Here is a 22,170-nt window from a genome sequence, read left to right as displayed (position 1 = left end):
CGGTACGTTGTCAACGTACCGCAGGTACCTAAGTTAGGCTGGTGATCGTGACGTTCCAGCGGGCGCGAACCGAAGAGCAGCGGGAGATCCGCCGACGGGCGATCCTCGACACGGCGTCGGCGATGCTCGACGAGATGCCCGTGGCCGCGGTCACCCTGAACGAGCTCAGCCGCCGGGTAGGCCTGGCGAAGCCGAACGTGCTGCGCTACTTCGAGTCTCGCGAGGCGGTGCTGCTGGAACTGCTGGACCGCTTCTTGGAGGAGTGGCTGACGGAACTGGCAGGCGACTTGGCTGCCGGCATCGACGAGAATCTGGCCATGGCCGAGCGGGCGGCAGCGGTGGCCGAGATCCTCAGCAGCTCACTGTCCGGCCGAGTGGTGCTGTGCGACCTCTTCGGCGCACAGGGCAGCGTCCTGGAACACAACGTCTCCGTCGAGGTCGTCGCACGCTACAAGCGCGCCTCCCTGGACCGCCTGACAAGCATGACCGCCCTGATCCAGAAGTACCTGCCGGAGCTGGGCGAGAACGCAACACTGTTCAGCCTGCAAACCATGGTCATGGCCGGCGCGCTGTCGGCGTACAGCACACCCCCGCCCAGCCTGCAGGCCGCCTACCAGGCCGAGCCCGACCTGGCCCGCTTCCACTTGGAGCTGAAGGACTCCTTGAAGCTGGCCCTGACCGCAACCCTCCTGGGCGTGCTACCCCGCCCCTGACCTGTGTTGCACCGGAGAGGCCAAACCTCTGTATTTCTCGCGCCCGGCCGGTGGAGGGGCCAAAACCACGTAGACCCTGAACAGGCGTTCTCGACCTTGCCAGTAGCACCGTTGTGTCCGGCGTTGTTCACCAGGACGTCGATCCGGTCGTGCGCCGCGAGGATGTCCGCGACCGCCTTCTCGGCCGAGGACTCGTCGGTGACGTCGAGGGCGACGGTGCGCACGCCCGCGGCGGCCAGAGAAGCCATCCGGTCGACGCGGCGGGCGGCGCCGTAGACGACGAAGCCGGCGTCGTGGAGATGGCGGGCGGTGCTCTCACCGATGCCCGATGAAGCCCCGGTGACCAGCGCGATCTTGTTACTCATGGGAAGGCCTTCCTGGCGGGCGGCGGGGATGTCAGGAACCTGCGCGACGGAAACCCGCGCGCGTCGCGGTGAAGGCGAGGGCGAACAGCCGTGTCCACGTGGGGCGGATGGCGTACCGGGCGAAGCGCGTCGACAGGTCGAGCCAGCCCCGCTTGCTCGTCATGATCAGGTGGCCCGGCGAGGTGAAGCCGCTGACCACGATCGACTTCTCGGCGTTCTCGTAGCCCAGGAGGTTGCCGAAGTTGCCGCGGCCGGAGACGAACTCGCGGCCTTCCTCGTTCCCGCCCCAGATGAGGTAGGGGTTCGTCCACACCACCGGCGGCATCGTGTTGACGCCGATGGCGCCGTAGCGAAGTTCTGTGACCGCGCGATCGACGGTGGCCGCGTGGGCCTTCCTGGTGTCCTCGTCGATGAGGATCGTCGCGGCCAGGGTGCCGAGGAGCTTGTCGTTGGCGAACTCCGCCGCGGCGGGAAGGAACGTCCCGGCATCGGGCGCGACGTCGAGCGCGACCTCGCTCATGACCTGGCAGAACGCCTCGTTCTCCAGGGCGAAGCCCTCGGTGCCGACGTCCTCGATCACCATGACCTGCGAAGCTGGGCGGCCGTCCACGGGCTGGATCAGCCGCCCGCCAGGATAAGCGTCGCGGAAATCCGCGAAGGTCTTGTCGACCCCGGGGTAGCTGGTGCTGGAGCCGGGCGTGAGGTCCCGCAGGGCGGCGGTGATCGCATCCAGGAGCTGCCGCCGCTGTGGCCAGTGCCTGCTGGTCACAACGGTCTGCGTGCGGCCGCAGATCGAGCCGCCGCTGATGGTGACGATGGTGGCGATCTGGAGCGCCTGATGGCGGATCTCCCGGTCGGTCCACGGACGGTCACCGGGAACGACGATGCACGGGTTGTTGCCACCGCACTCGGAGACCAGCTCGGTGTCGGTGGCCTCCATGATCGCCTTGGCGGAGCCGGTCCCGCCGGTGAAGTAAATCTTGGAGAGGCGGGGGTCGCGGGTCAGGGCAGGCCCTTCGTCGGCAGGGCAGAAGGCGGCGGCGTGGACGTCGATGAGCGGTTGCAGGACCTTCTCCCACACCCGGTCGGCGTCCTCGTTGAGGGGGTGGGGCTTGTGGACGACCACGTAGCCGTCGACGAAGAGGGCCCGGATCACCTCGAACGACGACGCGACGTTTCCCGCCCCGAGCACGGCCACGATGCCGCCGGGCTTCGCGTAGGGGTCCACCCTGCGCGGCTCGCCGACGACACGCAGCACGTCGGTCCGGTCGCCGTTGAGCAGGCGGTCCTTCCCGCGCGGGGAGACCCGGACGTCGAAGCGGCCGTCCCCGGCAGGGGTGACCGCGAGCGGCTGGAGCGGGCGGCTGCGGACCAGTCCCTCGTACAGGTCGATGGCGGCCGCGACGTTCACGGGCACCGGTACCAGGACGCGCTGCACGCTCGTGCCGACCTGGTGGGCGTCGGCCGGGTTCGCGGGGTCGATGCCCTTCGCACGGCAGTCCGCCGCCACCAGCTCGTCGAAGTGCCGGTCGATATTCGCCTGGACCAGGCGGAGCAGCCTCAGCCGCTCTGCCGCCGGCGTGGCCCGCCAGCGGGCCGGGTCGACCCAGTCGACAGCCTCCGTGGCCTTCATGGCGTGTTCCTTTCCTCGGTCGTCGATGGCATGACCCGCTCGCTCCTCAATAGTGGACCGGCGGTACATTGAAGTTAATGTACCGCCGGTCCACAGTCAATGGACCGGCGGTCGGTTATCCTTGTGGGGTGGCAACCTTCCATCGCGCACGGAGCGAGGAGCAGCGCGCCGAACGGCGGCAGAGCATCCTGCGGACCGCGGCCGGCATGCTCGACGAGATGCCGGTCGCGGCGGTGAGCCTCAACGAACTCAGCCGCCGGGTCGGGCTGTCCAAGTCCGCCATGTCGCTCTACTTCGAGTCACGCGAGGCGGTGCTGCTGGGCCTGCTCACCGAGGCGGCCACCCGCTACCGGGCCGAGACCGCCGATACGTTCGCCGAGTGGGCCGACCCGTCCGCACCGGCTCCGGTGCGGGCACGCCAGGTCGCGGCACGGCTGGCCGTCACGTTCGCCGCCCACCCGATGTTGTGCGAACTGCTGAGCGTGCAACAGGTGATCCTGGAGCACAACATCTCCGTCGACGTCGCGACCAGCTACAAGAGGTCTTCGCGTGACGCCATCCGCTGGCTCGCCGGGCGGCTTGGCGACCTGCTCCCCGAACTCGACGACGAGCGGGCGCTCCGCGCCGCGCACATGGTCATCATCCTCGTCGGCGCCTTGTGGACCCGCAGCCGTCCCGCCCCCGCACTGCTCGCTGCCTTCCAGGCCGACGCGAGCCTGGCGTTCATGCACCCAGCCTTCACCGAGGCTTTCGAGGCCGCGATCGCCACCTTCCTTCAGGGGCTCATCGTGGAGACCATCGACACGGCCTGACGGCCATTTCGCCGCTGCTGCACGTGGCAGGCTCCCGGAAATGAGAGTCGGCGACGCGCCCCGCTGGACGATGCCGGGAACGTGACCCCAGCGGCATGCCCACCATGTCTCACCAGTGCCCCGGTGCGGCAAGTGGGGGTGCCCTCCTCTGGGGGTGCGTGCCGGCCGTTGTGACGGAGCGAACGTTGCCTGCCGGGGCACTGGATCATCAAGAACCGGACCGGTGTAGGCACTGCTGCTCCGTGTGATCTCGCGGTTGGCCACCGCCCTGGCGCGATGACCACGGAGGCTCGGCCCCCGATGGCCGGGGCGGAGCCTCCGTGCGTCGGAAAGGAGATCCACTGCGGGCGAGTTCGAGGCGCACTGCCGAGCTGGGGCGATCGTCTCGGAAGCTGGTTGGTTTGTCCTTCCGGGACGCGTTCTGGACGCAGGTTGGACACAAGGATCGGAAAAGACTGGCAAGGACCGAGAAGGACTGAGGAGCCAAAACCCGTCTGAGCTGGGAAAACGGCCAAGATGAGCATGGATCGACAAGGGTCGCCAAGATCCTCAATGGACTCATAATCCGTCGGCCGTGGGTTCGAGTCCCACCCGCCCCACTTGTGCAGGCCTTTGACCTGCGGAAACGTTCATTTTTGGGTGTCGGATCGTCAACTTCGCCTGAACGAACTGAATCCGCTGCTCGCGGGTTTGGCGCCGGATTCGTCTGCGTCGGCTGATGCCCTTCTGACCTGCATGGATGCGTGCGGATGTGCAGCCGCTGAGACGTGTTTTGCCCGGCTCTGCTGTGGCAGGACCATGTGTTGAGGCCGTCCTGAGGCCGGAGGTACCGGTGGAGTGCCCGGGAGGCGTTCTCCGGCGAGTCGGCTGCGTGTGGCTCCGGGCGTTTCATGTGGCGGCCGTCCGGGGCTGTGGCTCTGCGAGGAGTGCGTCTGGCGAGGGTCTTGGGAACCATGGACACGGCCCCAACAGGAAACGGCCCCGAACGTATAGCGGCCCCTGAAGGGCGGCACTTGACCTCTCGTGTGATGTCTTGAACCGCTCCGGGCCTGATGGAGGTCCGGGCCCGTCTCAGGCAACTCCATCCGGCTTCTACGGATGGACCAGGGCCTGTCCGATCGGCGGGGAGTGGACACCGGACAGGCCCTGGCGTATTCGGGCGCGGCTGGGCGCGCGGGGGAGGTCGGCTGGGGTGATTCCGTCGCCGTCCGTCTGTCAGGCCAGGTGCAGCAGGGCCGTGATGTCTGGCGGCGGCATCCCGTCGTTGGTCAGCGGTCCTGAGGCGAGGAGGGGGCTGCGGGCATCGGGAAGGGGGATCGGCTGGTCGGAGAGGTTGATCGCGCACAGCAGGCCGTTGCCGCGTTTGAAGAGGAGTGTGCCGGCCGGGCTGTCCAGCCAGCGGAACTCCTCGCCCCGCAGGCCCGGGTCGGTGTGGCGCAGGCGCAGGGCGGAGCGGTACAGCTGGAGCATGGAGGTGCGGTCGGCCTGGTTGGCTTCGGCGGTGTAGGACTTCCAGTCCTCGGGCTGGGGGGAGCCAGGGCGCGGCTCCGGAGGTGCTGAAGCCGAAGGGCGGGGTGTCGCCGGTCCAGGGGAGGGGGACGCGGCAGCCGTCGCGGCCTCGGATCGTGTGGCCGGAGCGTTCCCAGGTGGGGTCCTGGAGGGCCGACTCGGGGAGGTCCTCGACCTCGTACAGGCCCAGTTCCTCGCCCTGGTAGACATACGCGCCTCCGGGCAGGGCCAGCATCAGCAGGGCCGCCGCTCGGGCGCGGCGGGCGCCGAGGGCCAGGTCCGTGGGGTGGCCCTGATCGCGCATCGGGGTCGTGACGCCGGTGTGGGCGCGGCCGTAGCGGGTGACGTGGCGGGTCTCGTCGTGGTTGGAGAGGACCCAGGTGGCGGGGGCTCCGACCTTCGCCAGATCGGTGATCGTGCGGTCGATCACCTCCCGCAGCTTGTCGGCCTCCAGTGCGCACTTGAGGAAGTCGAAGTTGAAGGCGGTGTGGAGTTCGTCCGCGCGGAGGTCAGCGGGCAGGCGGCCGGGGCAGACGTGGGCCTCGGCGACGAAGACGCGGGGGTCGGGGTAGCTGTCGGCGATGGCTCGCCAGCTGCGGAAGATGTCGTGGACGCCGTCGCGGTCCCAGTGCGGGTGGTTCTCCTGGCCCTCGCCGGCGATGACGGAGAACTCGGGCAGGCCGAGGTCCGGGAGGGCCGGGTCCTTGACCATGCCGTGGGCGACATCGATGCGGAAGCCGTCGAACGCCCAGGTCGAACCGGAAGCGCAGGATCGACTCGAACTCGGCCCGGACCTCGTCGTTGTCCCAGTTCAGGTCGGGCTGTTCGGGGGCGAAGAGGTGGAGGTACCACTGGCCGTCCGGCGTGCGGGTCCATGTGGGGCCGCCGAAGGGCGCGTGCCAGTCGTTGGGGGGCTCGCTGCCGTTCTCGCCTCTCCCCTCGCGGAAGATGAACCGGTCTCGTTGCGGGGAGCCGGGCGCCGCCGCCAATGCTTCCTGGAACCAGATGTGTTGGTCGGAGGTGTGGTTCGGGACGATGTCCAGGATCACCCGCAGTCCCAGCTCGTGGGCCTCGGTGATCAGCTTCCGGGCCTCGTCGAGGGTGCCGTAGGTGGGGTGGATGTCGCGGAAGTCGGCGACGTCGTAGCCGCCGTCGGCCAGCGGGGACGGGTACCAGGGGTTGATCCAGATCGCGTCGACACCGACGTGGGCCAGGTACTGCAGGCGGGAGCGGAGGCCGGCGATGTCGCCGGTTCCGTCGCCGTTGCCGTCGGCGAAGCTGCGTATGCAGACCTGGTAGATGACCGCGGAGCGCCACCAGGAGTCGTTCGCGGCGTCGTTCGTGGGGGTCGGGTTGTTCATGTGGCTCGGTCCTGTCGGAGTACACAAACGCGTGTGCCGGCTGTTGATCACTTGGGTTCCTCGCCCGGCTATCCCTTGGTCGCGCCGTCCGTGCCGCCGCGGACGAAGTGCCGCTGGAAGGCGAAGAACACCAGTGCCACGGGGATGGTCATGAGCAAGGCCGCCGCGAGCTTGATCGGGTACTGGTTGCCCTGGCCGAGCTGGCCGGAGACGAGGGAGGCGACTCCGGTGGTGAGGGTGTTCAGGTCCGGGCTCTGCCGGGACACGATGAAGTGCGGCAGTTCGTTCCACGATCCCTGGAAAGACAGGATGGTCAGGGTGATGAGGGCTGGCCGGGCCATCGGCAGCACGACGGACCAGAAGATCCGGAAGGTGTTCGCGCCGTCGATGCGGGCTGCTTCCTCGACGCTGACGGGGATCGACTCGAAGAACTGCTTCATGATGAACACCCCGGCGGCGTCGGCCAGGAGCGGGACGATCATGCCCGAGTAGGAGTCGTACATCCCCAGTTGGTTGAGCACGAGGAATTTCGGGATGAGCAGGACGACGCCGGGCACGGCCATGACCGCGATGACGGCGGCGAACAGTGCGCCCCGGCCGCGGAAGCGCAGCCGGGCGAGTGCGTATCCGGCCAGGGAGTCGAAGAACACGCGGCCCGCGGTGACGAAGAGCGAGACGACGACGGAGTTCGCGAACCAGCGTGGGTAGTCCGCTGCGGCGAGCCGGCTGAAGGCCGCTGTCGTGAAGTGCTGCGGCCACAGTGACAGCGGGTGGCTGGTGGCGTCCGCGTCGGTCTTGAAGCTCGTCGCGAGTTGGATGAGGAAAGGGTAGATGTAGAACAGCGCGACGACGACGAGGGCGGTGTAGCCGAGTGCGCGGGTGAGGCCGCTGCCGTGGCGGGTGCGGTTGCCTGCGCGGTGTGTTGTGCGCTTGTCGCCGGTGTTCGCTGCGTTGTCTGCGTCGGCGAGCTTGTGCGGTGTGCTCATCGCGGGCCTCTGTTGTGGACGTCGGCTGTGGCCGCCGGGGTGGCGGCGGGCTCGGTTGGGGCGGTGCGGGTCATCAGGCCGCTCCCGTGGTGGGGCCGACCCCGGAGCGGGCGGCTTTCGCCGCGCGCCGGGTGGCGGCCTTGGCGCGGGCCTCGTCCTTGTCGCGCAGGACGAACCGCTGCAGGAGCGTCATCGCGACGATGATCGCGAAGAGGATGAAGGCGATGGCGCTGCCCTGTCCCCACTCGTTGTTGATGAACGAGGTCTGGTACGACAGGAACGCGGGAGTCAGCGTCGTCTTTCCCGGTTCACCCGCGGTCATCACGTAGATCTGGTCGAAGACCTGCCAGGTGCCGATGAGCCCGAGGGTCAGGACGAGGAAGAGGGTGGGCTTGAGCATGGGCAGGGTGACGTGTCGGAACCGCTGCCAGCGCCCGGTGCCGTCGATCTCGGCTGCTTCCTCGACTTCGAGGGGGATGTCCTGCAGCGCGGCGAGGAACATGAGCATGAATGTGCCCGCCGTCGTCCACACGACGAGGGCGATGATCGCGCACATGGCCACGCTGGGGCCGGAGATCCAGTCCCACAGGGACAAGCCGCCGACAGTGGTGTCGGCGAGTGCGGACGGGGGCGCGTCGTTGTTGACGCCGAAGGCGCCGAGGGCGAGATGGATGACGCCGCGTGGGTCGGCGAACCAGGCCGGTCCGTCGACTCCGACCTTCGCGAGCAGCGAGTTGACGACGCCGCTGGAGGAGAAGATGAACAGGAAGACGACGGAGATCGCGACCGAGCTCGTCACCGACGGGAAGTAGTACGCGGTGCGGAAAAACCCTTTGCCCTTCAGCCGTCGCCCGTTGACCAGGAGCGCCAGGCCCAGCGCGAGCGCGGTCTGCAGCGGGACGACGAAGAGCACGTAGTAGGCGTTGTTGCGCAGGCTCGTCATGAAGTCGCTCTGCGCCAGGCCGGACTTGGTGAGGAGCGGCGTGTAGTTCTGTGCGCCGACGAAGTTCACTCCTGACGAGAAGGGGCTGCCCTGGCCGTTCCAGTCGGACAGGCTCACCCAGAGCGCCATGAGGATCGGCACGACCAGGAAGAGTCCCAGCACGACGAGGACGGGTGAGACGAACAGCCAGCCGGCGAGACCTTCCCGGCCTCGGATACCGCCGCGGGGGACTCGGGTGCGGCGGCCCCGGCCTCCACCGGCCTTGGCGGTGTCTGCCGTTCGGGCCGGTGCCGGGCCGCTGCCCGGGCCCTGTGCGGGCCCGGGATTCGGTTCACTCATCGCAGGTTCACTCTCGTTCTGTTCCGGTCCGGATTACTGAGTCGCCCGGGTGGTCCGGGTCACTGGCCCACGACCGCCTGCGCGTTCTTCTGCAGCCGCTCGAGGATCTTCTTCGGGTCGGCGCCCGGCAGTGACTGAAGGCCGGTGTCGAAGTCGGTGAGCACCTGGTCGATCTTCGCGATGTTCACGGGGGCCTGGGCGTACGCGGCGCCGTCGATGAACGCCTTGTCCTGCGGGAACTGGGCGACGTAGTCGGCCTGGGCGGACTGCCGCGAGGGCATCACGCCGATCGACTTGGCGAAGGCCAGCTCGGCGCTCTTCGCGGTCATCGCCTTGACGAAGTCGATGGCCGCGGCCTTGTGCTTGCTCTTGGCCGCGATGCCCCAGCACTGGGTGAAGGCGAGCGTGCCCTTCTTGCCCGAAGGACCGGCCGGCAGCGGAACCGTCTTGTACTTGACGCCCGGGTAGTCGCTCTTCATGGCGCCGGCGATCCAGTTGCCCTCGATCGTCATGGCGGCCTTCTGCTTGCCGAAGGCTTCGCCCGGCCACCCGGAGTCGAGCTGCTTGGGGTACTTGGTCGAACCGTCGGCGAGCAGCGACTGGACGAACTTCAGGGCCTTGAGATTCTCAGGAGAGTCCGCGGTGACCTTGGTGGCGTCCTTGTTCGTCACCCATCCGCCGGCCTGGACCATGAAGGCACCGATCCGGTCGCGCGTGTTGCCGAGTGCCAGGCCGACCTGCTTGCCCGTCGTCAGCTTCTTCGCCACGGCCGCCAGTTGCTGCCAGGTGGTGGGAATGTCGGCGTCGGTCAGGCCGGCCTTCGCCCATGCCGTGGTGTTGATCTGCAGGCCGAGCGTGGAGAAGTCCTTGGGGACGCAGTAGAGCTTGCTCTTGTAGGTGAACGCCTGACGCAGAGCGGGGTAGAAGTCGTCCTGCCCCGCGAAGCTGTCGCCGTACGGTTCGAGGCTGCCCTCGCTCGCGTACGTCGCGAAGCGGCCGGCGTCGACATAGAAGACGTCCGGCGGGTTGCTCGAGGCGAAGCCCTGGCCGAGCTGCTGGTCGATGTTCTGCGCCGGGGTGACGGTCGCCTTGTTGCCGGACTTCGTCGCCCAGGCCGCGGCGGCGTCCGTGACGGCCTTCGTCTCGGCGTCGCCGCTGGAGGCGATGAGGACCTTGATCGAGGTGGGGCCGGCCGACTGCTGGCTGTCGGTGCCGCTGTCGAACCCGCTGCCACCACAGGCCGACAGGCTGAGCGACAGCAGCGCGACACCGCCAACTGCCCAGCAGGTACGCGGATTTCTCATGACAAATCTCCTTGTGCAGGCCGACCTGAGCAGCCGGTGGTGGAGGGGACCGCATCCCGTTGCGCACTGGGGCGGTGAGCGGGATCGCGGGTGTCGATGGAACGGCCTACGGCGCCGTTCGGCAGGGTGAAAAGGGTGTGGGTGCCGCGGGACGGCTCAGCCGCTCGCGCGCACGACGAGCCGGGGTGGCAGCAGGATCGGGGTGGGTGGAACTGCTGGCGGCTCGGGAGTCGCCAGCAGTTCCTGGAGCATCCGCAGGCAGGCGGCGGCGGCCTCGTCGTAGGGCTGCGCCACGCTGCTCAGGCCGACGACCGCCGCGGTCGGCGAGTCGTCGAAACCGACCACCGCGACATCGACCCCGGGGCGCAGCCCACGCGCGGTGATTTCGGTCCAGGCCCCGAGCGCCAGCGAGTCGCTCGCGCAGACGATCGCGGTCGGCGGACTGGGCAGGTCGAGCATCGCCGCGGCGGCCTCACGGCCGGTGTCCAGCCCGTCGGGAACGCCCGCGTCGTAGCCGGCGGGGGCGTCGATTCCGGACACCGCGAGGAGGGAGGACCAGCCGCTGCGCCGGTCGTCACCGACTTCAAAATTCTCCGGCCAGCCGAGAAAGGCGATCCGCTGGTGGCCGGTCTCGATGAGGTGCCGGGTCGCGGCAAGGGTCCCCTGCGCGCCGTCGACATCGACCCAGCCGTGCCGCTCGGCGGCATCCGGTTCAGCCCCCCAGGGCCGGCCGAACGTCACGAACGGCACCCGGCGCTCCGTGAGCCACGCCGTCCGGCGGTCGCCGGCGTGAGTGGCGTGCAGGACGAAGGCGTCGAGGTCATGATCGTCCAGTAGCTGTTCGTACAGGGAGCACTCGTGGTCGTCGTCCGTGGCCGTGAACACCACGATCCGGTAGCCGGCCTCCTGGGTACGGGCGGTCAGCGACTGGAGGAACTGGGCGAGGACGGCGCCGTTGACGCCGTCGCGCATCGGCTCGATGCGCGCGCCGATCAGCCGTGAACGCCGGGTCCGCAGCGTCCGGGAAGCCTGGTTCGGGCGGTAGTTGAGCTCCTTGATGGCGGCCTGCACCCGGGCCAGGGTCTCCGGGCGCACCCGGTGCGGAGCGTTGATCACGTTGGACACGGTCTGTGTCGACACGGAGGCATGCCGCGCCACGCTTTCGAGTGTTACTCGCGCCATCGCGAAGCCACCTCCATAAGTTCACTGCGCCGCAGCGTATCCGCCGTTGTGGCACCGCAGTGTGTCGCCGTCCCACTGGATTTGAACGTTAAATTTAGCGTTCCAATCGGTTACTGTGGCGATCGGCGCCCGGCCTGTCAAGAGTCGGCGCAGTAACGAACCGCACTCACAAACCGCCCACGAGACACGAGGGCACCGGACGGAGCTTCCATGACTTCACCCGAGCGGCAGCCGCTCCTGCACGATCTCGCGGTCACCCTCGCCGCCCCGACGGTCGTCCTGTCCCGGCCGGACGGCAACCTCGACGCCGCCGCTCCCGGCGCCGCCGTGCACGGGCTCTTCCACGCCGACGTACGCGCGGTGAGTCTGCTGCGCGTGACGCTGCGCCCCGGCTGCCCGCCGTCCGGCGAGCACGCGGAGAACGCGCCTCCAGCTGTCGGCGGGGCCGGTGGTGGTGAGGGCGACGGCGAGGGCTGGCTGCCGGTCGTCGCAGTCATGAACGCCACTGACGGACCCGGCCGCAGCCGCTTCGTCGGCCTGGCGCAGGCGCTCGGCGACGCCATTCCCGACCCGACCGTCCGGGTCGACCGACGGCGCACCGTCACCCCCGGCCGACTCGCCGAACAGCTGACCGTCCGCTCCACCGCGACGACACCGGTACATCTCGCCGTCCGGGTCGAAGTCGCCGGGGACCTCGTGACGCTGGAGCACGCGAAGGCGGGCCTGGCGCCCCGGTCTCCTCTTGAGCCGGAGGGCGAACTCGCCTCCGGCGAAGGCGTGTTGCGCTGGGGCGACAAGGACGTCGAGGTCGCCGTGAGCGCCCCCGGCGCGCTGGCCGACACGGAGCGTTCCACGCTGACCTGGGCCCTCACGGTCAAGCCCGGCGAGAACGTCGACCTGCACCTGGCCGCCGAGATCTCCGACACGGCCGCGGCCGTCACGGCAGCCCGCCCCCGGCCAACCTGGCAGCGTCCGGATGTCACCGCCGACGACCGCCGCCTGCCCGCCCTCATCGCGCAGAGCCTGGACGACCTCCACTCGCTGCGCATGGCCATGGCCGCATCACCCGATGACACCTTCCTGGCCGCGGGCGTCCCCTGGTTCTTCACGCTCTTCGGCCGGGACAGCCTGTGGGCCGCACGGATGCTCCTGCCCCTGGGCACCGACCTTGCACTGGGCACCCTGCGCACCCTGGCCGCCCAGCAGGGCACCCGCACCGATCCGGCGGCCGCGGAAGAGCCGGGCAAGATCCTCCACGAGGTGCGGCGCGGGGTATTCGACGACGGCATGGGCCTGCGCCTGCCGCCGGTCTACTACGGCACGGTCGACGCGACCCCCCTGTGGATCTGCCTGCTCCACGACGCATGGCGTTGGGGCCTGCCCGCCGCCGACATCGAACCGCTGCTGCCCGCGCTCAAGGCGGCACTCGGCTGGATCAACGCTGCCGCCCAGGCCGGAGACGGATTCCTCTCCTACATCGACCGCAGCGGCACCGGTCTGGCCAACCAGGGCTGGAAGGACTCCGGGGACGCCGCCCGGTTCGCCGACGGCCGCCTTGCCGACGCTCCCCTGGCACTCGCCGAAGTACAGGGCTACGCCTACGAGGCAGCCCTCGCCGGAGCGGCACTCCTCGACGCCTTCGGGCTGCCGGACGGCGAACGCTGGCGGACCTTCGCGGTCGACCTCGCCGACCGGTTCCGCGCCCGGTTCTGGGTCTCCGACCAGCACGGCCCCTACCCCGCCATGGCACTCGACGGCTCGGGCCGCCCCGTCGACTCCGTCGCGAGCAACATGGGCCACCTCCTGGCCACCGGCATACTCAACGCCGACGAGACCGCCACCGTCGCCGCACGGCTCGCCGCCCCCGACATGTCCGACGCCTACGGACTGCGCACGATGTCGTCCCAGTCCGGCGGCTTCGGCCCGCTGCGCTACCACTGCGGCGCCGTCTGGCCGCACGACACCGCCATCGCCGTCGCCGGACTCGCCCGCACCGGGTACCCCGAAGCCGCCGCCCGGCTCATCGAGGGCATCCTCGACGCGGCGCCAGCCTTCGACTACCGGCTGCCGGAACTGTGGGGCGGCGACGCCCGCGCGGACACCCCCGCACCGGTCCCCTACCCGGCCGCCTGCCGACCGCAAGCCTGGTCGGCGGCAGCAGCCATCGCCCTCATGACGGCCCTGACCGGACTGGAACCCGATGTACCCGCCGGCCGCCTCCACCTCCGACTGGCAGGCCCGCTCCCCGTCGGGGCACTCACCGTCACAGGGCTCACCATCGCGGGAGAACGGCTTGACGTCACCATCGCCTCCGACGGACGGGTCGAGTCGGTTGCGGCGCCTGCGGGACTGATCGTCGAGGAACATCCGGCGTTGCAGTCCTGAGGATCACCTCACCCGAGCCGCAGGTGGCCGTAGCTATCGGCACCTGGAATTCGTGAGGTGCGTGTCACCGCTGGGTAGGGCGCTGCCGGTCGATGCTCTGTTCGCAGATGTCCGGCCTGCGGCAGCGGCCACAGAGGCTCCGCCCCGACAATCGGGCCGGAGCTTCTGCGCTAGTGGCCCATGGGAACGCCCCGACATCCAGCGCACTCCCCTCGCGTGGGCTGTTTGTGATCGATGATCGATGGCTGCACCCAATGTTGGTGATGTATCTTAGGTGCATACATCATGGATGTTGGAGGTGTCCGATGTCCGTCACGCAGATTGATCTCGACGACGAGGCGCTGGCCGAGGCCATGCGGCTCATGGGCGTCACGACGAAGAAGGAGACCGTCAACGCGGCCCTGCGGGACTACGTGGCGCGGATCAAGCGGCTTGAGGCTGCGGAGAAGCTGGCCGCGCGGGGTGCGCGTGGTGAGTTCGAGCAGGCCGCGGCGGCGCATGACGCGGAGAGGCGTGCGCGACGCGAGGCCTTCGAGTGATCACGTATCTGGTGGACACCTCGGCTCTGTGGCACCTGTTTCGCACCCCAGGCGCATTGCGGCCCTGGGAGGGACACATCGCTGCCGGGGTGTTCCACCTCTGCGAGCCGACACGTGCCGAATTTCTCTACTCGGCGACCAGCCCGTCCCATCGGGATGAGCTCGCAGAGGAACTGGACGCGCTCTGCTTGCTCTCTCCGGTACCGAAGAACGCCTGGCGTTGGGTCGACACCGCCCAGTACAAACTGACCCAGCAAGGCCGGCATCGGGCGGCTGGGGCGATCGATCGATTGGTGTGTGCGACAGCTGTGCACCATGGGCACACTGTTCTCCACGTGGACAACGACTTCGCGACGGTGGCCGGAGTCCTCAAGGAAGTCCAGCAGCGAGACGCACGAGTCTGATCTTCTGGAGCCAGTTCACGCTGTCGGTCTGCAGGTCTCTCGATGATCGACGCCCCAAGTCATTGCCCCAGAGCTGTGAACCTGGTCTGTCCTCTGAGCGCAGCCACCGCACCGTCCAGAGCCGTGAGTCGTGCGGCAAGGCCGACTCCGCGAGCCGGGTCGGCAGTGCCGCGCTGAACTTGAGGCCGTTCAGCGCACGCGCATCCACTGCGGGAAGGCACAGCTGACCGGCGGCCTCCGAAACGGCCTTCCTCCATTCTCCGGATGTCGCATCCTCGCGAAGGCGGATGCACGTGTCCGTTGGCCTCTGGAGGGGATCGGCGATCGTGGTGAGTGTGGCGGCCAGGGTGGCGTTGGCCCGGTAGCCGGCCCAGGTCCACCAGCGCACGTTGGTGTCGCGTCCGCCCCTGACAACCACTGTCCCATCGGGGTGGACCAGTTCCGAACTGCTCTCGCGCGCTTGGGCGAGCGCGGTCTCCGCTGAGGGCGCCCCAATGTACAGGTGGCCATCATGTAGTCCGGGGGCTTCACCGGTGTCTCCGACGCGCATGCGTGCCCTGGCGGCTCCGGAGGCGGGTCTTGGGCTCGTGACGCCTACGCCGCTTGCCCGACCGGTTCGCCCCGGCCTTCGCACGGGGCTGGACAGGTGGACCTGCTTGTTTGAGGCTCTCGATTGCGCTCTCGATCTTCCGCACTTCGTCCTCGGCCCGCCCCGGCTCCTCGGCGTCGAGCCGGGCGAACGCTTGCTTGGCCTGCTCGTGCGCGCGGAGGACCTTGCTTCGGGGGCGGTCCCGGCCCCCATGCGCTCGGTCGGGTAGCTGTGGGTAGCTGGATCGAGCCCCAGATCCGGCTGCCTGCCCGCTGATCGTGCGGTTATGCGCCCCGCGTGTACGTGAGCCCGAGCTGCGCGCAGGCCAGGAGCGCCACCTCGATGTCCAGGCGGTGTTCGGTGAGAGGGTGGCCGAGCATCTCCTCGGCCTTGCGCACGCGGTAGTGGACGGTGTTCTTGTGGACGTGCATCCTTGCGGCGGCGTCGGTGAAGCTGCCTCGTGCGTCGAGGAAGACCTGCACGGTTTCGCGCAGGCGGACTGTGGCCTCGTCGTCGCGCATGAGGTCACCGAGCACGCGTCCGGCCCAGGCTCTGACATCGGTGAGATGGTCGACGAGGAGCCCGGCCAGCCCGACCTGGGCATGAAGGAAGAGCGCACGACCGGGGGCGGCCCCGGTGGCGGCGACGTCACGGGCACGCTGCGCGTCACGGAACGTCTGCCGGAATCCGTCGAGTCCGGGAGACGGGTCGCCGACGGCGACGCGGAGGGCCGGGTGTCTGCCAAGTTCCTCTTCGAGCCGGTGGACGTCGAGGACGGGCTTTCCGGCGGAGGAGATCCACGCCCAGCATGTCTGTTCGTCCGCGGAGATCGTCAGTGGGGCCTTGCCGGTGGCCGCGCCCAGTATCGCCGCGCTTGCCCGGAGCCCGGCCGCGGCCGGGGCGGATGTACCGGGCTCGGCCCAGATGATGGCGGCCAGATGCCATCCGCGCAGCGAGGTCGAGAGCATCTTCTCGGCCGAGACCAGGTCGAGCCCTTCCATGTCGAGCACGGCGCGGACCTGAGCGGCGCGGGCGGCATCCGAGCGGGTGTCCCACCGTCTGCGTTCGTTCTCGTAGATGTCGATCAGGCCCTCGATGACCTGGTCGATGTAGCCGTTGACCAGGAGCGCGATCCGGCTGGTCGTGGCCAGCGCCTCGTCGGTGGAGAGCTCCAGGCGGCGCAGATAGGTCATGACCCACTGCACGAACATGTGTTCGCCGAGGCGGTAGGCGCGCAGCAGTGCCTCCAGCGACAGGTCGTGCTGGGCGAAACGGCGTGCGTACTCCGCGGCGGCCGGCGGCACGGTGATGTCGTCGAACGAGATGCTCAGCCTCAGCATGTCGAGGATGGCCGCCAGGTTCGACGCGGTGCTGGCGACCATGAGCCGCCGTACCGCGTCGTCGTGCCGGAACTCGGGGATGACGTGGACGAACATCGAGGTCATCTCGGTGGTGAGGCTCTCCAGATCGGCCTGGATGTACTTGGCGACATCCCGCACGGTCCCGTCCATGTCGGTGCTCATGGCTGACGGTAACTGGAAGTCCGGGGTCCGCGACAGGACTCGTCGCCGTGTTCCCCTTCGCCATTCCGGCCCGCCCGGTACCCAGCACCCCGTGCCTTTGTGACGGCGGCACAAAGCCGCCCTTCCGAGCTGGGGCGACGGCCCATGGCCGGCCGGGTGCGCCGTTCCTACCTTTTCCTCACTACCTCCGTCACGGTCGACTCAATGGTGAGGAAACGTGCAGCACATCGCCGAACTGCCGGATGCCAGGGCCGCCCGGAATCCCACAGGACCCTGCATTGCGGACGATCATGAACAGCTGAACAACCGGGCATTTCTCGCTCGCGTGCGGGCCGCGACGAAATTTCTGCGCACACGAGGAATCGGTGCGGGTGACGTGGTGGCGCTGATTCTGCCGAATCGCCTGGAGCTCGTCGTCCTTATGTTCGCGGCCTGGAATCTCGGCGCCGCGGTCACACCCGTGAATCCGGGACTTACCGACGCAGAGGCACGCCATCAGATCGAGGATTCCGGAGCGAAGGCGGTGATATCCGACAACGCTTCCCGCCCTGTCGGGACGCTCGACGTGTCCGAGGTGCCGTACGCGGAGCCCGGGGACGACGCGGACCCGGCGGACGCGGTCCCGCTCACGTCCGACTCCCTCGCCCTGATCATCTACACGAGCGGGACCACGGGCCGCCCGAAGGGCGTGATGCTCGACCATGCCAACATCGCCGCGATGTGCCGGATGATCATCGACGGTGTCGGTTTGAACGACAGCGACCGCAGTCTCCTGGTCCTGCCGCTGTTCCATGTCAACGGGATCGTGGTGAGCGTGCTGTCGCCGCTGCTGGCGGGCGGGTGCACGACGATTGCCGGACGCTTCAGCGCCTCGACCTTCTTCGCCTCGGTCGAACGCGCCCGGCCCACCTATTTCTCCGCAGTGCCGGCGATCTACGCGATGCTGGTCGCGCTGGCCGACGACGTGCGGCCCGACACCTCCTCGCTGCGCCGCGCCATCTGCGGGGCGGCACCGATGCCCGCAGAGCTGATCGCCCGGTTCGAGCAGCGGTACGGAGTGCCGGTCGTCGAGGGGTACGGACTCTCCGAGGGCACCTGCGCCTCGACGCTGAACCCCCCGGCCGGCCTGCGCAAACCCGGCACGGTCGGGCTGCCACTGCCCGGACAGACGGTCGCGGTGATGGACGGCGAGCGCAACCTGCTGGACGCCGGGGCGGAGGGCGAGGTCGTGGTCCGGGGCCCGAACGTCATGCGCGGCTACCTCGGGCTGCCGGAAGAGACCGCCAGGACCGTCATCGACGGCTGGCTGCACACCGGCGACGTCGGGCGCTTCGACAGCGACGGCTATCTCGTCCTGGTCGACCGGATCAAGGACATGATCATCCGAGGCGGGGAGAACATCTACCCCAAGGAGATCGAGAACGTCCTGCACACCCATCCGGCGGTGCTGGAGGCGGCAGTGGTCGGGGCACCCGATTCGACGCTGGGCGAGGTCCCGGTCGCGCACGTCGTACTCCTGCCGGGAGCGACGCTCACCGCCGACGAGCTCGTCGAACACTGCCGCGGCTCGCTGGCCCGGATCAAGGTGCCGGTGGCGGTCACTGTCACCGATGCGCTGCCGAGGAATCCGGTGGGGAAGATCGACAAACGACGCCTCCGCGCGTCGACGTCGAACTCCTAGAAATCGCCCCTCAATTCACCCAGGCATTCTCGCGGGTGGGGTCCGGTGCGCCCGAAAAGCACCTGAGAACAGGGAATGAGAATCCGTAGGGAAAGGTGGCGGCAATGGGCTTCAAAACGGGCGACTTTCCTCCCGTCGAGCAAGATGCATTTCTGGAGAAACCGCTTCGGGAGCGGCTGAAGACGCTGTCCCTGCACTGGGTGGAATACGGCTTCGGCACACCGAAGATGATTCCGGCGACCTACGTCGTCAAGGTCCTCGTCCTCTATGTCCTCGGCGGTACGGCCTTGGCGACCTGGACCTCGGGCACAAGCCCGTTCTGGGACGTCACGCACTGGTGGGACGAACCGGTCGTCTACCAAAAGCTGGTGCTCTGGACGGTGTTCCTGGAAGCCGTCGGTGTCGCGGGCTCCTGGGGCCCGATCGCCGGCAAGTTCAAGCCGATGACCGGCGGGATCCTGTTCTGGGCCAGACCGGGCACCATCCGGCTGCGGCCGTGGAAGCGGGTGCCGTTCACGCGCGGGGACCGCCGCACGGTGGGCGACGTCCTTCTCTATCTGGCCTTCCTGGGGTCCCTGCTGTCGGCCGTCCTGATGCCCGGCACTCCGAGCGCCTCGCTCACCGAGGCACTGCCGCACAACACTTCCGGGCTGGTGCGCCCGGCCCTGCTGGTGGTGCCGATCGTCCTGTATGTGCTGAACGGCCTGCGGGACAAGACGATCTTCCTGGCCGCCCGGGGTGAGCAGTATCTGCCGGCGTTGCTGTTCTTCGCCGTACTGCCGTTCACCGACATGATCATCGCGGCCAAGCTGCTGATCTGCGCGGTCTGGGTCGGCGCCGGGGTGTCGAAGTTCGGGCGGCACTTCACCAATGTCGTATCACCGATGGTCTCCAACAGTCCGTGCGTCCCGGCGAAATGGGTCAAGCGGCTGCACTATCGCGACTTCCCCCGGGACATCCGCCCGTCGAAGGTCGCGACCTTCATGGCACACGTCGGCGGTTCGACCGTGGAGATCGTCACCCCGCTGATGCTGCTGTTCTCCACGAACCACCGCCTCACGCTCGCCGCGGTGGTGCTGATGGTCGTCTTCCACTTCTTCATCGTCTCCACGTTTCCGCTGGCCGTGCCGCTGGAGTGGAACCTGCTGTTCGCCTACCTCACCGTCTTCCTGTTCCTCGGTTTCCCGGCCATGGACGGCTACGGCGTCGGCGACATGTCCTCTCCTTGGCTGGCCACCGCCCTCGCAGCCGGACTGCTGTTCTTCCCGGTCCTCGGCAACCTGCGCCCCGACCTGGTGTCGTTCCTGCCTTCGATGCGGCAGTACGCGGGCAACTGGGCCTCCGCACTGTGGGTATTCGCGCCCGGCGCGGAGGAGAAGCTGAACTCGCTGCCGCACCGCCCGACGAAAAACCAGGTCGACCAGCTCCAGGCGATGGGGTACCCGCCGACCGTCGCCGAGATCACCATGCAGCAGACGATCGCCTGGCGATCCATGCACAGCCAGGGCCGTGGCCTGTTCTCGGTGCTGCTGAAGAACCTCCCCGATCTCGACCGACGGACCGTGCGCGAGGCGGAGTTCGGCTGCAACTCGCTGATCGGATTCAACTTCGGCGACGGCCATCTGCACAACATCGACCTCATCGACGCCGTGCAGGCCCGGATCGGATTCGCGCCCGGAGAGTGGATCGTCGTCTGGGTCGAGTCACAGCCCATCCACCGCGGAACTCAGAGCTACCAGGTGATCGACGCCGCCCTCGGTGTGATCGAGCGGGGCACATGGAAGGTCGCCGACGCGGTGAAGGAACAACCATGGCTGCCGAACGGCCCGATCCCGCTGAACGTCACCTTCACCCGCGAGGAGACGCCCACGGCATCGGCGGCATGCACTCGTGTCACGGAGGGACTGGCACCGTAGGGCAAGGACAGAACACCTTCCGGAAAGGCAGAGCCACATGAGCACAGCGACCGTGGTGGGCGCCGGGCCCAACGGTCTGGCCGCGGCCGTCGCCCTGGCCCGGGCAGGCGTACAGGTCACGGTGCTGGAGGCGGCCGACCAGATCGGCGGCGGCACCCGCTCCGGTGAGGCGATCGTGCCCGGTCTGCTGCACGACCACTGCTCGGCCGTCCACCCCATGGCCGTCGGCTCGTCGTTCCTGAACGAGCTCGGCCTCGACCACTACGGGTTGCGGTGGGCGTGGCCGGAGATCGACTGCGTGCATCCGCAGGACGGCGGCTCGGCCGGGGTGCTGCACCGTTCGGTGACCGAGACCGCCGCCGGTCTCGGCGCCGACGGACGGGCCTGGCGCCGACTGTTCGAGGGGCCCTCAGAGGCGTACGACGCCATCGCCGACGACATCATGGGCCCGCTCATGCGCCTTCCCCGGCATCCTGTCCGCCTCGCCCGCTTCGGCATACCGGCACTCGCCCCCGCGTCGCTGCTGGCGAAGGCCTTCAGGACCGAAGAGGCCAGAGCACTGTGGGGCGGAGTCGCCGCGCACGCCTTCCACCCACTGGAGCGACCGCTCAGCGCGAGCATCGGGCTGGGCATCCTCACCGCGGGCCACCGCCACGGCTGGGCGGTGGCCGAGGGAGGCTCACGCCGCATCACCGACGCCATGGCGGCACTTCTGCTCGACCTCGGCGGGAAGATCGAGACGGGGATACGCGTGCGGTCGGTCGCCCAGCTTCCGCCCGCGGACGCGACCGTATGGGACGTGGCGCCCACGGCCCTGGCAGACATCCTCGGCGAACTGCTGCCGACACGGATCGCCCGCGCCTACCGGCGCTACCGCTACGGCCCGGGCGCGTTCAAGGTCGACTTCGCCGTCGAGGGCGGAGTCCCGTGGCAGGCCGAGTCGGCGCGGCAGGCCGGGACCGTGCACGTCGGCGGCACGTACGCCGAGATCGCGGCCACCGAGCGGGCGATCCATGCCGGACGGATGCCCGAGAGACCGTTCGTCCTGGTCGGGCAGCAGTACCTGGCCGACCCGTCGCGGTCCGTCGGCGACGTCCACCCCGTGTGGTCTTACGCCCATGTCCCGAACGGCTACACCGGTGACGCGACCGCGGCGATCATCGCGCAGATCGAGCGATTCGCACCCGGCTTCCGCGACCGGATCATCGGCACCGCGGTACGCACCACGCCCGGCTTCGCCGAGTACAACCCCAACTACGTCGGCGGCAACATCATGACCGGTGCCAAAGACATCCCCCAGCTCGTACTCGGCCCACGCCTCACGCTGCAGCCCTACGACACCGGGGTCCCCGGCCACTACCTGTGTTCCGCGGCCACCCCACCCGGCCCCGGCGCACACGGAATGTGCGGCGCCCATGCCGCCGAACGAGCACTGCGCCACCTGGGTGGTTGATCAGCGACGCCCCTTGTGTCGACGAGTACCTGCTGGGTAGCCGGCATCCGCGCCATCGAGGTTGCCGTGGATCCACGGCTGGTGCTCGCATTCGAGCGAGGCGGACGGCTTCGGTGGCCGGCCGGCTGCCATGTGCGGGGCCTGCGTGGCCCTGCGTCTCGGCAATCCATCGAACGAGCCGCTGCGAGGGTGAAGCCTCTGCACGCGGTAAGCGAATCCGCTGCGTGCGAGTCAAAGACTTGCGCCCGAGCGGGGGCGATCGTCTCGCCACCCAGCTGGGCTCGCCCTTCAGGGACGCGTTCTGGACGCAGGTTGGACACAAGGATCGGAAAGGACTGACAAGGGCTGAGAAGGGGTGAGAAGGGGTGAGGGGCCAAACCCCATCTGAGCTGGGAAAACGGCCAGGATCGGCATTGATCGGCAAGAGTCGCCAAGATTCTCAAAGGACTCATAATCCGTCGGCCGTGGGTTCGAGTCCCACCCGCCCCACCTGCGCAGGTCTCTGACCTGCGGAAACGTTCATTTTTGGGTGT

General features: G+C 68.7%; 15 protein-coding genes and 1 pseudogene. 8 read left to right on the top strand and 8 right to left on the bottom strand.

Annotation, left to right across the window (positions count from 1 at the left end; genetic code table 11):
* Nucleotides 1–47: 47 nt before the first annotated feature.
* Nucleotides 48–713 (top strand): TetR family transcriptional regulator, encoded by a 666-nt coding sequence (locus ACWC09_RS46210; RefSeq protein ID WP_450857546.1) that lies wholly within the window; start codon nt 48–50, stop codon nt 711–713.
* Here ACWC09_RS46210 and ACWC09_RS46205 read toward each other — a convergent pair.
* Nucleotides 611–1,078 carry an SDR family NAD(P)-dependent oxidoreductase gene (locus ACWC09_RS46205; RefSeq protein ID WP_450857544.1) on the bottom strand — a complete coding sequence of 156 codons (468 nt, stop codon included), beginning with the start codon at nt 1,076–1,078 and terminating at the stop codon, nt 611–613. The genes ACWC09_RS46210 and ACWC09_RS46205 overlap by 103 nt on opposite strands.
* Before the next feature lie 31 nt (nt 1,079–1,109).
* The gene (locus ACWC09_RS46200; protein WP_450857542.1) at nt 1,110–2,711 is read right to left on the bottom strand and encodes an aldehyde dehydrogenase family protein; all 1,602 of its coding nucleotides are present in this window, start codon (nt 2,709–2,711) and stop codon (nt 1,110–1,112) included.
* A gap of 128 nt (nt 2,712–2,839) precedes the next feature.
* On the opposite strand from ACWC09_RS46200, the gene ACWC09_RS46195 reads away from it, so the two are divergent.
* Nucleotides 2,840–3,523, top strand: coding sequence for a TetR family transcriptional regulator (locus ACWC09_RS46195; RefSeq protein ID WP_450857540.1), 684 nt, complete (start codon nt 2,840–2,842; stop codon nt 3,521–3,523).
* A 1,215-nt stretch (nt 3,524–4,738) separates the two neighbouring features.
* On the opposite strand, the pseudogene ACWC09_RS46190 reads toward ACWC09_RS46195, so the two are convergent.
* The 5 genes and pseudogenes from ACWC09_RS46190 to ACWC09_RS46170 all read right to left on the bottom strand — a co-directional run bounded on the left by ACWC09_RS46190 (nt 4,739) and on the right by ACWC09_RS46170 (nt 11,123).
* A pseudogene (locus ACWC09_RS46190) lies at nt 4,739–6,393 on the bottom strand (glycoside hydrolase family 13 protein).
* A gap of 68 nt (nt 6,394–6,461) precedes the next feature.
* The gene (locus ACWC09_RS46185; RefSeq protein WP_450857539.1) at nt 6,462–7,379 is read right to left on the bottom strand and encodes a carbohydrate ABC transporter permease; all 918 of its coding nucleotides are present in this window, start codon (nt 7,377–7,379) and stop codon (nt 6,462–6,464) included.
* Nucleotides 7,380–7,452: 73 nt separating this feature from the next.
* The gene (locus ACWC09_RS46180) at nt 7,453–8,661 is read right to left on the bottom strand and encodes a carbohydrate ABC transporter permease (RefSeq protein ID WP_450857537.1); all 1,209 of its coding nucleotides are present in this window, start codon (nt 8,659–8,661) and stop codon (nt 7,453–7,455) included.
* A 59-nt stretch (nt 8,662–8,720) separates the two neighbouring features.
* On the bottom strand, nt 8,721–9,965 hold the full coding sequence (locus tag ACWC09_RS46175) for a sugar ABC transporter substrate-binding protein (RefSeq protein ID WP_450857536.1): 1,245 nt from the start codon (nt 9,963–9,965) through the stop codon (nt 8,721–8,723).
* Between the two features lie 156 nt (nt 9,966–10,121).
* Complete coding sequence (locus ACWC09_RS46170) at nt 10,122–11,123, bottom strand: LacI family DNA-binding transcriptional regulator (protein ID WP_450857534.1); 1,002 nt, start codon at nt 11,121–11,123, stop codon at nt 10,122–10,124.
* A gap of 234 nt (nt 11,124–11,357) precedes the next feature.
* Between ACWC09_RS46170 and ACWC09_RS46165 the strand changes: the two genes are divergently transcribed.
* The 3 genes from ACWC09_RS46165 (at nt 11,358) to ACWC09_RS46155 (ending at nt 14,475) form a co-directional block, all read left to right on the top strand.
* Nucleotides 11,358–13,532 carry a glycogen debranching N-terminal domain-containing protein gene (locus ACWC09_RS46165; protein ID WP_450857532.1) on the top strand — a complete coding sequence of 725 codons (2,175 nt, stop codon included), beginning with the start codon at nt 11,358–11,360 and terminating at the stop codon, nt 13,530–13,532.
* Between the two features lie 305 nt (nt 13,533–13,837).
* Nucleotides 13,838–14,071: a type II toxin-antitoxin system VapB family antitoxin gene (locus ACWC09_RS46160; RefSeq protein ID WP_450857530.1), complete on the top strand. Its 234-nt coding sequence runs from the start codon at nt 13,838–13,840 to the stop codon at nt 14,069–14,071.
* Nucleotides 14,068–14,475 carry a PIN domain-containing protein gene (locus ACWC09_RS46155; protein ID WP_450857529.1) on the top strand — a complete coding sequence of 136 codons (408 nt, stop codon included), beginning with the start codon at nt 14,068–14,070 and terminating at the stop codon, nt 14,473–14,475. Before ACWC09_RS46160 ends, ACWC09_RS46155 begins: the two co-directional genes overlap by 4 nt.
* 873 nt (nt 14,476–15,348) lie before the next feature.
* Here ACWC09_RS46155 and ACWC09_RS46150 read toward each other — a convergent pair.
* Entirely contained in the window at nt 15,349–16,587 is a 1,239-nt protein-coding gene (locus ACWC09_RS46150) for a helix-turn-helix domain-containing protein (protein ID WP_450857527.1), read from the bottom strand.
* Nucleotides 16,588–16,804: 217 nt separating this feature from the next.
* Between ACWC09_RS46150 and ACWC09_RS46145 the strand changes: the two genes are divergently transcribed.
* The 3 genes from ACWC09_RS46145 to ACWC09_RS46135 all read left to right on the top strand — a co-directional run bounded on the left by ACWC09_RS46145 (nt 16,805) and on the right by ACWC09_RS46135 (nt 21,637).
* Nucleotides 16,805–18,268 carry a class I adenylate-forming enzyme family protein gene (locus tag ACWC09_RS46145; protein ID WP_450857525.1) on the top strand — a complete coding sequence of 488 codons (1,464 nt, stop codon included), beginning with the start codon at nt 16,805–16,807 and terminating at the stop codon, nt 18,266–18,268.
* 104 nt (nt 18,269–18,372) lie between these two features.
* Nucleotides 18,373–20,184, top strand: coding sequence for a DUF3556 domain-containing protein (locus ACWC09_RS46140; protein ID WP_450857524.1), 1,812 nt, complete (start codon nt 18,373–18,375; stop codon nt 20,182–20,184).
* A 37-nt stretch (nt 20,185–20,221) separates the two neighbouring features.
* Entirely contained in the window at nt 20,222–21,637 is a 1,416-nt protein-coding gene (locus tag ACWC09_RS46135; RefSeq protein WP_450857522.1) for a phytoene desaturase family protein, read from the top strand.
* The last annotated feature ends 533 nt before the right edge of the window (nt 21,638–22,170 follow it).

It is taken from the genome of Streptomyces sp. NPDC001617 (assembly GCF_053596855.1).
This window is presented reverse-complemented; position numbering and strand designations above follow the sequence as displayed.